Source organism: Halanaerobium sp. ST460_2HS_T2 (assembly GCF_003337665.1).
Classification (GTDB): domain Bacteria; phylum Bacillota; class Halanaerobiia; order Halanaerobiales; family Halanaerobiaceae; genus Halanaerobium; species Halanaerobium kushneri.
In genome coordinates, this window is sequence record NZ_QPJF01000043.1 from 1 (window position 1) to 14,365 (window position 14,365).

The window sequence follows — 14,365 nt, forward strand, 5'->3', positions numbered from 1 at the left end:
TGGCTTTGTGGTATTTTTAGTATCTCTAACTATATTATACCATATCTTAAGGAGGAAATCACCAAAAATTTATGTCATGAGCCCTGTCATTTAGGACCTTAGACATTATACAAACGACTAATATCTAGAAAAAAATAAGGAGGGTATTTATTAATGAGTAATAATAATGGAGTATTAGAAGAATTTTTTAGTTTAAAAGAAAATAACACTGATGTGAAGACTGAGGTTATTGCGGGAATTACAACTTTTATGACTATGGCGTATATTATTTTTGTTAATCCTGCGATATTAAGTGATGCAGGTATGCCTTTTAATGGTGTCTTTATTGCTACCATAATGGGAGCAATTCTGGGTACACTTTCGATGGCTCTTTTAACAAACTATCCCTTTGCCCTTGCTTCTGGAATGGGTTTAAATGCATTTTTTGCCTATTCAGTTGTTATTGGAATGGGTGTTACCTGGCAGGCTGCACTGGGAATTATACTACTGGAAGGTATTATCTTTATTATTTTGAGTGTTACTCCTGTTAGAGAAATGATAGTTAACAGTATTCCAATGGCTTTGAAGACAGGTATCAGTACAGGCATTGGTTTATTTATTGCTTTCATTGGTCTGCAGAATGCAGGTATAGTTGTAGCTGATCAGGCAACTCTAGTTGCAATGGGGAGTGTCTTAACTGGACCCGGACTTGTAGCTTTATTTGGTCTTTTAATTACAGGAATTTTACATGCCAAAGGAATCAAAGGAGCATTGCTCTGGGGGATCCTGGCTTCTACTGCTTTTGGCTGGATTAATGGTGTTACTCCTGCATTTAATGGAGTAGTTGCGATGCCACAGATGTCACACTGGTCTGAAGTGTTGTTACAATTAGATATTGGTTCAGCATTAAGTTTTAGTATGATGGGTGTTTTACTCTCATTTCTATTTGTGGATATGTTTGATACTGCTGGAACTTTAGTTGGGGTAAGTCAGCAGGCTGGATACTTAGATGAAAATGGCGATTTACCAAAAGCAAGTCGAGCTCTTTTAGCAGATGCAATAGGTACCACTGGTGGAGCTTTATTTGGAACAAGTACAGTAACAACATATGTAGAATCAGCTTCTGGTGTAGCTGAAGGTGGAAGAACAGGTTTAACTGGGGTAATTGTTTCCATACTATTCTTTTTATCTTTATTCTTTAAACCATTAATTGGAATAGTTCCTGCAGCAGCAACAGCGCCTGCTTTAATCATTGTTGGTACAATGATGATGACAAATATAACCAAGCTTGACTGGGATGATTTTACAGAAATTCTACCTGCTTTTGTGGCAATGATAGCTATGCCATTAACATATTCAATCTCCAATGGTATTGCACTTGGTTTTATAGTTTATCCAATAGTTAAGCTATTTACTGGTAAGGGTAAGGATGTACACTGGTTAGTATATGTACTGGGAGTAGTATTTGTATTCTACTTTGTAGTTCATTAAAAATATTTTTGGAAACTGAAAATCTATTAAATAAAGTAAAATAAGTTTTTAAAGCGGTGAAAGTTCATTTTAAAATGAATTTTCACCGCTTTTTGTGATAGAAATAAAATATTAAATTTTTAACTGAGTTTAGTCGTAGAGTTAGGAGTTAAAGGTGTAAATTAATTTTCTGCCTACAGTTGCCAGCAGCAATAAAATAGTAAGAGTTATAATAATTTTGATGTCTCTCTGAAAAAAACGAATAAATAATGAAATTGAAGCGATGGCTGCTCCTGCTCCTCCTAAGAAAGAAATTAATTTAGTTTTAGCAATCTCCTTGAAGGCAATAAAATTAACAGTAGAAAATGTAATCAGAAAAATAAAGCTTGCAGCTTCAACCAGAGAGGATAAATTACCAAAGGCAGCCAGTAGGGCTCCAACACCGCCTATTATATAAATTGATCTATCAGGAATACCGGCATTATTTTTATGGATCAAAAATGAAGGCAGTTCTCCATCATTGGCCACTTTAATTGCCAGACGTGCAGTTGCAAAGATAGTTGAATTTATAGCAGAACCTGTGGAAAATAAGGCAGCTATTGAAGCAATTATTAGACCAGCGGTACCTAAGATGTTCTGGCCTGCTATTGCAAGAACAACTTCTTTTTCTTCGATGATTGTCTGGTGGCTGACCAGATTTATAGTTCCCAGAGTAACTATAATATAAATAACAATTACAGAAACAATTGCCAGAATTTCTGCTCTGTGAATTGTTCTGTCAGCATCTTCAATTTCATTATAATCATACGTTATTAGCTGAAAACCTTCATAAGCCATAAAAATAGTTGAGGCTCCAATAATAGCATTGACAAAAGTACCCGCTGATCGCATGGGTTCACTATTAAACATATCTGGATTAAAATTCGATATTCCTACAGCAGCAATAGCCAGTAGAATAGCTAATTTTGCCCAAACTATAAATACCTCCAGATGTGAAGCTTCACTTACATCTCTAAGATTAAAGTACATAAAAATCAGAATTATAGATATGGAAACGAGCCGGGGAAACCAGGGCCCATAATTTAAGATTTGTTCTAAGTACTGCCCAAAAGTAAATGCATAAACTGAAAGAGTGAGAATATATCCTATCATTAATAGCCAGGAAAGGCCCCCTGCTAATCCCTGGTGATTAATATCCTTAATATAAGTAAAAGCGCCTCCACCCTCTTCAAACTTATTTGTTAGTTTAGAATAGCTAATTCCAGTGGCGAGAGCAATTAAGCCGGCAATTAAAAAACTCAACCAGGCCATGTTACCAGCAGTTGCAATTATTACTCCCAGAACAGAAAAAATACCGCCACCTATCATACCACCAACAGCCATGCTCCAAGTTTCGTTTAGACCCATCTTTTTTTTATCCATATTTTTACCTCCTGCTTAAACAAAATTATTTATTTTATTCTTTAATTCCAGATAGTTCAAGCATTTTCTCATAACTCACTGCACCAACAACCTTATTTTTAATGATTCCATCTTCATTTAAAAAGTAGCTTGTAGGGATTCCTCGGACCAGATAGTTCTGGGCTGTACTCTTATCAGTATCCAGGAGAACAGAAAATGAAAGACCATTTTTCATCATGAAATTAGCAGCTGTAGATTTATTTTCTCCAACATTTACTGCCAGTATGATTACTTCTTCTCCGTAGTTCTCGTGTAATTTTTGTATATCGGGCATTTCTTCTCTACAGGGGGGACACCAGCTGGCCCAAAAATTAAGAAAAACTTTTTGCCCGCGGAAATCACTTAAACTTACTTTTTTATCATTTATATTTTTTAATTCAAAATCTGGAGCCTGCATATCAATTTCAGTACCAACTTCAGCCTGAACTACTTCAGACTTAGGACTCTGCAGATAAAAGAAAGATAAACCACCAATTATCAGAGCTACAATTAAAAATATTGCTATTTTTTTATTCATTAATGATCCCTCCATTTGGATTCAATTGATCTTAATTATAATTATACAAGTAAAATACACAGATTTCCAGTTTATTGAATACAAATATCGCGAAAAAAGGATATTAATTTAAAATAGAATGCAGCTGGTTTATTAAAAAAGCAGGGTTTGAGTTTGTATTCTATAAATTTTTTTCAATGATTTCTTTACTTTTTTCTGCAATAAACTCTGGCTGTTCAAGGTGAATGTAGTGGTCAGCATCTAAAATAAAAGCTTCACCATCAGCTTCTTTTGTATAAGAAACTATACTGTCCTGCCAGCTCTTTTCTTCATTTCTACTGGAGATAAAAGCATAAAAAGGGACTTTATATTTATTCTCTTTCTTAGCTAATTTAGAGTTACTTTCGACCATATCAACTTCTTCCCACATGTTTTTGGTCTGGACCCGTCGGTAAAATATTGTTCTGGCAATTTTGGCTTCTTTTTCTGTTAAAAGACCTTTTTTAGCAGCATGAAAATTATTAGAAAAAACTTCAGGCTGATTTCGGACTAGCCCGGTTCGAGTCAGGATTGATATAAGTGGAGATAAAACAGGTCCTTCTTCAGATTCTTCAATAAAGCCGGGCATAAGTGGATCCAGACCGATAACTGCCTTTACTTCTTCTGGATAAAGATTGGACCAATAGACAGCTTCAAGTCCAGCTAGAGAGTGTGGAAATAAAACATAAGGTGCTTTTTCCCCTGCCAGTTTTAAAGCGGTCCGAGTTTCGTTAAGAACAGTTTTTAAATCTCTAGCTTCAGAACTAATTTCACTCCAGCCATACCCGGCCCTTTCGACAACTGCAATACGGTAATCATCTGATAACTTTTCAAAAAGGACTTTAAAATCATAGTAGGGTGAAACTGTTCCCAGTCCGGACATAAAGACCAGAGTCTGCTTTCCCTGCCCTTCAGCATAAACATGAATATTTGTTTCATCAACACTGACTAATTTACCAGGAGCAGGATATTTTGCCTTTTCTTCAGCGATTAATTCCCGGTGTTCCAAATAACTGCTTAAAACTATAAATGAGACTAAAGCGATTAAAATTATAGGCACAATAATTATAATTTTTTTTAAAATATTTTTCAATTTACTCTCTTCCTTTTAAGTTATCTTTTATTGACTCTAAACTCTGATTAAAATTTTGATATTCTTGATTGCTAAAATAGGCAATAACAAAGGCCAGTATCTCAGTGATTAAAATAATATTTAAAACTGCCTGCCAGCCGTAAGCCTGATGAGTTCCCAAAAGCATTAATAGTAAAAAGACAGATAGGCCATCAGCAAGCAATACAGCTAGATATGATAATAGTTTAGAAGAGGTCTTATAAATTGTCCATGATACAGCAAGCTCGCTTACGGTTCCAATTAAAGCTCCAAAGATAAAATAAATTAAAATTGATTCAGAGAGATCGCTGTTTGGATTTAAGAATAGATTTTCAAAAATTGCGATCACAACTCCAACCATTCCTGAAGGCAGTAGATTAATTATATAGTCTTTAATTTTTTCCATTACTATCTCCTCACAATCCTAAATATTTTTTGAAGTCACCAGCATAACTGCGTGAAACCTCAATTTCTTTTTTTATATCCAGTTTTAAAAGTAGTCTTCCATTAAACCAGGGAACAATCTCTTTGATATGTATTATGTTAACTATCTCTGACTTATTAATTCTGATAAAGCCTTCTGCTGCCAGTTCCTCTTCGAGCTGATATAATTTTTCTTTAAGGCGATATTTTTTAGCTTTTGTTCTGGCATAAATTATGCTGTTCTGGGCTTCAAAAAGTATAATATCCTGATAATTAATAATTTCATAGTTTTCATCCAGCTGCCCTATCAGGTGATCCTGCAGATTTTTTTCTTTCTGCTCAGCCCCATTTCCGAGCTGATTTTCTAAAAAAGAAATCAATTGATCAATTTGCTGGGGGTTGAATACAAGGCTGATTACGTCTTCTGGAATTTTTTGGCCGTTTTCAACCAGTGCCAGTTCTGCCTGTTCAGAAATTTGAAAATTTCTGGCTTCCAAAAACTCCTTTAATAAAAGCTGATAGGAATTAGAACAGATTAATTTTAGCTTCATATTAGTTTGCCTCCAGATTTTCTGTTTACTTTAGAATTATTTTCAAAAAATTACACATTATCTTAATTATATTAATAAAGCTTATCTAAAGTAAAGCGATTGACTAAATTAATTTTTGGCCGGACTGGAAGTTGCATAAACCTGTTGCAATTGGTTGTTTTATCATTCATTCTCCCTCCTTTTCCGCTGTTAAAAATAGAATAGCATACTTTGTGATTTCAGAGAGTAGATTTTAGCTAAGCCGCAGTTCTGACAGTTTAAGTCGTATCTTTTGAGTGGCAAAATGAATTAAGACAACTTATTCTACTCTAAGTGCAAGTTGGTCTTTGATATCAACCTTTTAGCTAAAAACTTTATACATTTATTTAAGATCTTATATAATAAAAGAAGAATTGACTTAACATATTTAACTTAATTTAAATAAAGGGGAGAGATTTGAATGAAATTTAAGCTGGGTTCACCAACAGATTTAGAAAAATTATCTCAGAATAAAGACTGGAAGGAACTAAAAAACATCTCGAGTTTTTTTATTTTTAAATTACTAATATTAGTTTTTGGAATTTTAATTAGTACATTTTTCTATCAATTTATTAAAGAGATTATATCAATTAGGGAAATTTACAGTACATATATGGAAAACTGGTATTTAGTCTTTTTATTAATTCCCTTACATGAAGCTTCCCATGCGATCATGTATCCCAATTTTGGCCTTTCTGATAAAATCATTTTTGGTTTCTGGCCGAAAAAATTTGTGTTCTACTCTTATTATGATTTACCTCTAAAAAAAAATAGACTTATAATTGCTATGCTGGCCCCTCTGTTCATACTAACTGTATTTCCAGTTTTATTAATTTCTATTTTAGAATTAAATTATATATATTTAGCTATTATTGCAATTTTAAATTCCATTGGAGGAGCAGGAGATATATTTTACTCTATTTTAGTGATCAGTCAGGTTCCAAAAAACTCAGTTGTTAAAACTGATACTGCCAGAGTATTCTGGAAGGAAGTATAAAATATATATAGTTTTAACTGATTTTTCTTTTCATTACTATAATCTATGATAAAATATAAATAAGAGGAAAATTCGGATAATTTATTAGAATAGAATTTAACATTTAAATTATCCGTTATTAATTTATAAAAAGAAACAAAGATAATTACAATAAAATTTACTGAGGAGGAAAATTATGATTACTAAATCAACACTTAGAAATCCTGAATTAGCTGAAGAGGGCTGGCGCAAAATTCAGTGGGTGGCAGACAAGATGGATATTTTAAATGAAATTTTAAAGGAGCATCAGGAAGCACAGCCGCTGGCAGGGAAAAAAGTGGCGATCTGCCTGCATTTAGAGGCGAAGACAGCCTATATGGCTTATGTGATTAGTCAGTTAGGAGCAGAGGTAGCTATTGCGGGCAGTAATCCACTTTCCACCCAGGATGATGTAGCAGCAGGTCTGGCTGCTCATGGAGTAATGGTCCACAGCTGGTATGGCTCAACTCCAGAGGAGTATAAGGAGCATTTAAATAAGGTTTTAAATATTGAACCTGATTTAATTATTGATGATGGTGGGGATATGGTTGAGACTCTACATAAAGATAGAAGAGAGCTGCTGGAAAACATTATCGGTGGAGCAGAGGAAACCACTACTGGAATTCACCGCCTGGAAGCGATGGAAGGAGACGGAACCCTGGCTTTTCCAATGATGGCAGTTAATGATGCTAAATGTAAATCTCTTTTTGATAACCGTTATGGAACCGGCCAATCTGTCTGGGATGGAATTATGAGGACAACTAACCTGGTTGTTGCAGGTAAAACTGCTGTAGTAGCAGGTTATGGCTGGTGTGGAAAAGGTGTGGCAATGAGGGCTAAGGGTCTTGGTGCCAGAGTAATTGTTACAGAAATTGATCCGATTAAGGCCAGTGAAGCCTGGATGGATGGGTTTGAGGTTATGCCGATGCAGGAAGCAGCCAAAAAAGGAGATTTCTTTATTACCGTAACCGGATGTAAAAATGTAATTGATAAAGAAGATTTAAAGGTAATGAAAGATGGAGCTATTTTATCAAATGCGGGACATTTTGATGTTGAAGTTTCCAAACCGGCACTTAATGATCTGGCTATAGAAGTTAGTGAAGCTCGAGAAAATATCAGGAAGTTTGAACTTATGGATGGTCGTAAACTCTATCTTTTGGCAGATGGTAGACTGGTTAATCTAGCAGCAGGAGATGGACATCCAGCCGAAATTATGGATATGACATTTGCCCTACAGCTTTTATCTTTATTACATTTAAATCATAATCAAAATTTGGATGCCCAAGTTTATAATATACCTGATGATATTGACAATATGGTAGCAAAATATAAATTGAAGTCATTAGGAATCGAGATTGATCAGTTGACAGAGGAACAGGAGGATTATATTAACAGCTGGGAAAATTAATGACATCAGGCATCTGAAAATAATCCCGGCTACCGGTCATCAAATAAGAAGGAGTAGTATAGTAGAAATGAAATTAAAATATGGAAGAAAAAAATTAGAATTTAAAATTGAGAGTAGTAAAGTATTAGATATCCTAAAAGCAAAAGAAAAAGAGGGGCTGGCTGCTCCACAGGCAGCAGTAGAGAGGGCACTTGCAGATCCTACGGGCAGCGCACCACTGGCAGAACTTCTAACAGCTAAAAAAATAGATGATCTGGTAATTATAGTTAATGATGTAACCCGCTATACACCATATCACCATATGCTGCCACCACTGTTGAGTATTATTTCGGAAGCGGGGATTAAAAAAGAACAGGTAACCTTTATTGTAGCCACCGGTGTTCACAGTCCTCATTCGCCAGAGCAAAATAAAGAAATTTTTGGTAAAAAAATTGACAGCAATTATAATTTTATTTATCACAACTGTGATCATAACTTAGCAGATCTAGGCAAGCTTAGCACTGGTAATAGGCTAAAAATTAATAAAAAGGTGGCTGAAGCTGATTTTGTAATCACCACTGGGGTGATTTTACCTCATTATATGGCAGGTTTTTCTGGTGGAAGAAAATCAATTTTGCCAGGAGTAGCCGGTAGGGAAAGCATCGAAAATAATCATGCTCTAATGATAGATGTTATAGCAGATCCGCCTGAAATAAGTGAAAACCCAATCAGTCAGGAAATGTTTGAAGCAGCAGCAAAGGTTGGGGTGGATTTTATTCTGAATGTTGTTACCAACAGCAGTCGTGAGATTGTTCAGGTTACTGCTGGAAATTATCGTCAGGCCTGGGAAGATGGGGTTAATACTTCAGCTGAGATGTATCATCTTCATTTAGCAAAAAAAGCAGATGCAGCTATTGTAAGTTCGGGCGGTTTTCCAAGAGATATTAATATTTATCAGGCCCAGAAAGCTCTGGATCATGCAGAGCATGCTGTCAAAAAGGGAGGAACAATAATCTGGGTGGCTGAGTGTTCAGAAGGTTATGGGGAAGAGCGTTTTGAAAAATGGATGAATGAGGCTCAAAAACCTGAAGATAATGTTAAACGGATAAAAGAAAAATTCTTACTTGGAGGTCACAAAGCCTTTGCGATCTCTAAGGTGGCAGTTGAAAAAGAAATAATTCTGATTTCCGATTTAACTGTAGAACAAACTGATAATATTTTTGCTAAAAAGATGACATCTATTCAGCAGGCAGTTGATTATCTGGAAGAAAAATATAAGGGAGATTATTCTGTTTATATTCTCCCCCAGGGAAGTTTGACTGTGCCAGTGGTTAAATAATAGAGAAAATTTTTATCCAGCTACAAAATCTAAAGCTTGTATCTGGTCCCCAATAATAAGAGGTGGAATAATTGCAGAATATAGAAAAAGTACAGAAAATTATTGACAATGTGGAAGAAGTGATCCTGGGCAAGAATCGTGTAATAAAACTAGCTCTGGCAGCTATGATGGCTGAGGGACATATTTTATTTGAAGATGTACCTGGAGTCGGGAAAACTATCCTGGTTCGATCACTGGCCCGCTCTGTTGGCTGTTCATTTAAGCGAATTCAGTTTACCCCTGATCTTTTACCATCTGATATTACTGGTGTTTCTATCTACAATCAAAAAACAAATGAATTTGAATTTAGAGAAGGACCAATTCTCTCACAGGTAGTTTTAGCTGATGAGATAAACCGTGCAACTCCAAGGACTCAATCAGCACTTTTAGAAAGTATGGCTGAAAAACAAATCACTGTTGAAGGAATAAGCCGCAAATTATCGGATCCGTTTATCGTCATGGCAACTCAGAATCCAATTGAATATGACGGTACTTTTCCACTACCTGAAGCGCAGCTTGATAGATTTTTAATTAGACTGGAGATTGGTTATCCCGCTGAGAACGAAGAACAGATAATTTTAAAAAACCTGCAGCTGGAGCATCCAGTGGAAAAATTAGAGGCTGTAATGACTGATCAGCAGTTTATTGAATTACAGAACGAGGTAAAAAAAGTTCATGTTGATCAGAAACTGAGAAAATACATAGTAGAACTGGTAAATCAGAGCCGGAATCATAGTGATCTGGAGCTGGGAGCCAGTCCCCGGGGTAGTATTGCTTTAATGAAAATGGCTCAGGCATGGGCGGTAATTAAGGAAAGAGACTATATCATTCCGGATGATATAAAAGAAATTGCCTCTGCAGTTCTTGCTCATCGCTTAATTGTTAAATCAAAAAGCAGGCTCAGAGGTGCAGATAAGAAAAAGATTATAAAAGAGATTATTAGAAGAACCGAGGTGCCAGTAATTGATTAATTTCTTTGCTCTGGGTTTAGTAACCTATCTGGGAGGAGCGGTTATGCAGCGGACAATCTTATTTAAGCTTGCTTATTTTTTCCTCCTTTTTCATTTTATAATCAAATATTATCATTATAATATTGGCAAAAATTTAAAAATATCTCATTACTTAAAAAATGATCATTTATTTTATAATGAAAAGATTGAAGTAATAATCAAGATAGAAAATAATAGTTTTTTGCCAATTTTATGGCTGAAATTTAAAGAATTTTTACCCAATAAATTGACTATTTTGGAGGAGCAGCACTTAAGCTATTTTAAAGCCGGGGAGAAAAAGGAATGGCAATTCAATTTAAAGGCTAAAAAAAGAGGATTTTATAAAATTGGACCTCTGAAATGGGAGATAGGAGATTTTTTAGGCTATGAGCTAACAAGAGGGGAACTCAAAGAGCTCGAAGTTTATATATATCCTAAAATTCTAAATTTAGAAGAGTTAGGACTGGCTTCCCGATTACCTTTTGGCAATTCTAAATGGCCTCAGCCTATTTATAAGGATCCTTATAAAACAGCAGGTATTAGAGAATATCAGCCTGCAGATAGATTAAACCAGATCCACTGGAAGGCATCTGCTAAAACTGGGGAATTAAAATCTCGCCAAAATGAATCTACAGTTTCGATTGATACAGCTCTGGTTTTAAATATGTCTCAGGAAGATTATGGGCTTAAATTTTTAGAAAGAAAAACAGAGCTTGCAGTAACAGCAGCAGCTTCAATGGCTTATTATTTAAATCGGGTTGGCCACAGCTTTAAATTTTTAAGTAATGCTGTTATTGAAGGTACAGACTGGGAGGAATTTAATGCCTATCAGCAAAAGATAAATACAAAAAATAAGTCGGGAGAGAGATCAGGTTTGGAAGTTGAAAAATCAGTTAATACTTTAGAATCTGAAGCTGATAATGTTAATAAGTCGAATGAGATTGAATCTGATTCAGCAGCTGCTGCTAATTTCAATAGTTATTTAAAACTGCCATCCGGTAGTGGAGATGCTCATCTACAGGAATTGTTGGAGTTACTGGCAAGAGTTGAAATATCAAAGGCTGATAACTTTCTTAATCTATTAACAGATGAGCTGGATCTAGCCTGGGGAGGAACTCTAATTATTTTTACTGATAAAGATGATAGCGAACTAATACAGGTGGTAGAAAACCTTTTGAGAAGAGGTTATAATATTAAAATTATGATTCTGGGGGATGAAGTTGTACATCGGGAATACAGCTATCTACCTTTTACAGCGCCCCTTTCAATTCATCATTTGCGGCGGGAGCGTGATTTACATGAAGGCTAAAGAATATAATTTTAAATATAGTTATCTTTATCCCTTTATGGGAGTTATATTGTATTTTATCCTTGCCATTATGTTTTTTTATTTAATTGAAATTAATTCAAATTTTATGAACTTAAATAATTTTTCCTATTTAATCTTATTTTTATTTTTAGTAGAGGCAATCCTGCATTTTAATGCTTCTCTGGAAATAAAAATACCGATGCTGACTTTTGTTGTAGAATTTTTTGTCTATCTGCTGCTTTTAGTTGTTTTAAGTGGTCGTTATCAGAGTCTGGCTACAATATTTAGCCTTGACAAGCTGGACTTATTTATATTTTGGCTGGTCAGTATTTTTTTCTGGTATCAGGTTTATGAATTCTGCGGTATTTTTGAATATTTTCGTAAGGATTTTGATAAAATTTATGAAAGTAAGGGAGAGGACTGGAATTTAGATGAATTTAGGAGATTGCTTGATTATCCTTTGATCTGGCCCAGGATGACTCGAAAAGTAAGCTGGCTTAACCTGCCTTTGCTCATTCTCTGGGCGTTTATAGGTGAAGTCAATATGCTATTTTTGATTTTAACGATTATATTTTTAGTTACAGAGGTATTTCTACTGGCATTGACTTATCTTGACAAAAAAACAGTTGACTGGAATGTTAATCGAATAAAGGAAACTCAATCAATAAAAAAGGGCTGGCGAAAATTTCTATTAATTTTTATAATTTTAGCTCTGCTGCTTGCTTTCTTACTTCCTTCAAATTATCAACCGTTACCAATGGATAGAATCAACAGCTGGATAGGACAACAGCTGGCTTTGTTGGGAGTAGTTGAGATGGAACAGCAGGATAATATAAGAGAGAGATTTGATGCTGGACAGCTGCCTGATGAGGCCGAGGAAGAAGAACCCAGATGGATTGAGATATTATTTGTTATTATCCAGATATTTTTGACTGTTATTTTTGCGCTTTTCTTTCTGGCTCTTGTAATCTTTTTTATAACCTCAGAGATAGGCAAGTTAAAAAACATGCCCCAGTTTTTTAAAGCTTTTTATCAATTTATTATTAAAGCGCTTAAAGATATTTTTACCGTCATTAAAGAAATTAATTTTACCTCCGGCTGGCGAAAAAGAAATGAGAGGCTAAAAAATAAGAAATCTGCTAAAGAAGAAGCAAAGAACATTAAAAATATTGAGCTGACAGGTCAATCTAATTCCATAATAATTAGAATTTATAACTCTCTGCTCAGACTTTTATCTTTAAAAGGGATGGGTAAAGATCCAGCTGCTACTCCATATGAATACCGGAGTTATTTAGTCGAAAAGTTTCAGGACTTAAAAGAAGAAATTAATAATTTAACGGAAATATTTGTAGAAACTGCCTATAGTGATCATCCATTAGGTGAAAATGCTGTTAAAACAGCCAGAACAATCTGGAAAATATTAAAAAAGAAAATTTAAATCAGTTTAAACCAGGCCAGAGATAAAAGGTTATAAGATTAGGATTTTATCAAGTAGCTTAAGTGAAAAAAATCAAATTATAATAATAAATAGCAGTCTTTAATATTACTGATCTAAGGGGAGAAAATTAATGCGAAAAAAATTAAAAGCCGGAATAATTGGTTGTGGAGAAATAGCTTTCAGTAAACATATGCCAGGTCTGGCTAAATTGAGAGATGTAGAAATGACAGCTTTTTGTAATCGAAGTCTGGAAAAAGCAGAAAGAGCAGCAGCAGAATTTGGAGCTGAAGTTTCCAGAGTCTATACAGATTATAATAAACTTTTGCAGGATAATGAGCTTGATCTTGTCCATATCTGTACCCCGAATAATTCTCATGCAGAAATTTCAGTTGCTGCATTGAGGGCTGGCAAAGATGTGATGTGCGAAAAACCGATGGCTTTAAATGCTGAGCAGGCAGAAGCAATGTATAAGATGGCTCAAAAGACAGGTCAAAAATTATCAGTTAGTTACCAGAATCGTTTTAAAACAGAAAACATTTTATTTAAAGAGCTGGTCGATAGTGGCAGACTGGGAAAAATTTATTTTGCTCGTTCCCTGGCCTTAAGGAGGCGAGGTGTACCAACCTGGGGGTATTTTCTGGATAAAGAAATTCAGGGTGGTGGGCCTTTAATTGATATAGGAACTCACTCGCTGGATTTAACTCTCTGGCTGCTGGATAATTATCAGCCTAAAATTGTGCTGGCAAATGTTTTTAATGAGATGGCTGCAGAAAGCAGTAAGGCCAATTATTTTGGACCCTGGGAAAAAGAAAAATTTGAGGTTGAAGATGCAGCAGTTGCCCATATTATAATGGAAAATGGCTGTTCAATATTTTTAGAAAGCAGCTGGGCTTTAAATACTCCAGAAGAATATGATATTAAAAGTATTTTGAGTGGAACAAAGGCAGGAGCTGACAATATTAATGGTCTCCGAATCAATGGCGAAAAAGAGGGTCGGCTTTATAAAGAAGAAATTTCTACAGCCAGTTCAACAAACGAAGACCCTGGTGATCGAGAAATAAGGCTCTGGATTGAAGCTATAAAAGCTGATAAAGAGCCACCTGTAAAAGCCAAAGAGGCTCTGGTGATAGCTCAAATTCTGGATGCAATCTATAAATCAGCTGAAACTGGGGAAGCGGTTGAGTTCTAATAGGAATTTAATTTTTAAAGGAGTTTCCCCATTTTTTAAAATAGCAAAAACTTAAAGTTATCAACAGGCAAAATTGTGGATAAATTGTTCTTAGAAACTCTTAAAATAGATT

At 35.0% G+C, this 14,365-nt stretch carries 13 protein-coding genes; 8 read left to right on the forward strand and 5 right to left on the reverse strand.

Annotated elements, in window-relative coordinates; all coding sequences use genetic code 11:
- Positions 1-153 precede the first annotated feature (153 nt).
- Positions 154-1,470, forward strand: a complete 1,317-nt coding sequence (locus DFR80_RS14205; RefSeq protein ID WP_076544622.1) for an NCS2 family permease — start codon at positions 154-156, stop codon at positions 1,468-1,470.
- Between the two features lie 141 nt (positions 1,471-1,611).
- Here DFR80_RS14205 and DFR80_RS14210 read toward each other — a convergent pair whose 3' ends face one another.
- The 5 genes from DFR80_RS14210 to DFR80_RS14230 all read right to left on the reverse strand — a co-directional run bounded on the left by DFR80_RS14210 (position 1,612) and on the right by DFR80_RS14230 (position 5,530).
- Positions 1,612-2,871 carry an APC family permease gene (locus tag DFR80_RS14210; RefSeq protein WP_076544623.1) on the reverse strand — a complete coding sequence of 420 codons (1,260 nt, stop codon included), beginning with the start codon at positions 2,869-2,871 and terminating at the stop codon, positions 1,612-1,614.
- Positions 2,872-2,905: 34 nt separating this feature from the next.
- Positions 2,906-3,427: a TlpA disulfide reductase family protein gene (locus tag DFR80_RS14215; protein WP_076544624.1), complete on the reverse strand. Its 522-nt coding sequence runs from the start codon at positions 3,425-3,427 to the stop codon at positions 2,906-2,908.
- Between the two features lie 160 nt (positions 3,428-3,587).
- Complete coding sequence (locus DFR80_RS14220; protein ID WP_114490375.1) at positions 3,588-4,538, reverse strand: alpha/beta fold hydrolase; 951 nt, start codon at positions 4,536-4,538, stop codon at positions 3,588-3,590.
- 1 nt (position 4,539) lies between these two features.
- Positions 4,540-4,962 (reverse strand): hypothetical protein, encoded by a 423-nt coding sequence (locus tag DFR80_RS14225; RefSeq protein ID WP_076544626.1) that lies wholly within the window; start codon positions 4,960-4,962, stop codon positions 4,540-4,542.
- A gap of 10 nt (positions 4,963-4,972) precedes the next feature.
- Positions 4,973-5,530 (reverse strand): LytTR family DNA-binding domain-containing protein, encoded by a 558-nt coding sequence (locus DFR80_RS14230; protein ID WP_114490376.1) that lies wholly within the window; start codon positions 5,528-5,530, stop codon positions 4,973-4,975.
- A gap of 439 nt (positions 5,531-5,969) precedes the next feature.
- Between DFR80_RS14230 and DFR80_RS14235 the strand changes: the two genes are divergently transcribed.
- The 7 genes from DFR80_RS14235 (at position 5,970) to DFR80_RS14265 (ending at position 14,253) form a co-directional block, all read left to right on the forward strand.
- Complete coding sequence (locus DFR80_RS14235; protein ID WP_114490377.1) at positions 5,970-6,545, forward strand: DUF3267 domain-containing protein; 576 nt, start codon at positions 5,970-5,972, stop codon at positions 6,543-6,545.
- A 175-nt stretch (positions 6,546-6,720) separates the two neighbouring features.
- Positions 6,721-7,971 carry an adenosylhomocysteinase gene (locus DFR80_RS14240; RefSeq protein WP_114490378.1) on the forward strand — a complete coding sequence of 417 codons (1,251 nt, stop codon included), beginning with the start codon at positions 6,721-6,723 and terminating at the stop codon, positions 7,969-7,971.
- Between the two features lie 67 nt (positions 7,972-8,038).
- Complete coding sequence (gene larA, locus DFR80_RS14245) at positions 8,039-9,289, forward strand: nickel-dependent lactate racemase (protein WP_114490379.1); 1,251 nt, start codon at positions 8,039-8,041, stop codon at positions 9,287-9,289.
- A gap of 71 nt (positions 9,290-9,360) precedes the next feature.
- Positions 9,361-10,299: a MoxR family ATPase gene (locus DFR80_RS14250; RefSeq protein ID WP_076544631.1), complete on the forward strand. Its 939-nt coding sequence runs from the start codon at positions 9,361-9,363 to the stop codon at positions 10,297-10,299.
- On the forward strand, positions 10,292-11,626 hold the full coding sequence (locus DFR80_RS14255) for a DUF58 domain-containing protein (protein WP_114490380.1): 1,335 nt from the start codon (positions 10,292-10,294) through the stop codon (positions 11,624-11,626). Before DFR80_RS14250 ends, DFR80_RS14255 begins: the two co-directional genes overlap by 8 nt.
- Positions 11,616-13,064: a DUF4129 domain-containing protein gene (locus DFR80_RS14260; RefSeq protein ID WP_158537734.1), complete on the forward strand. Its 1,449-nt coding sequence runs from the start codon at positions 11,616-11,618 to the stop codon at positions 13,062-13,064. The genes DFR80_RS14255 and DFR80_RS14260 overlap by 11 nt, the downstream gene beginning before the upstream one ends.
- A gap of 130 nt (positions 13,065-13,194) precedes the next feature.
- Entirely contained in the window at positions 13,195-14,253 is a 1,059-nt protein-coding gene (locus DFR80_RS14265) for a Gfo/Idh/MocA family protein (protein ID WP_114490382.1), read from the forward strand.
- Positions 14,254-14,365 lie beyond the last annotated feature (112 nt).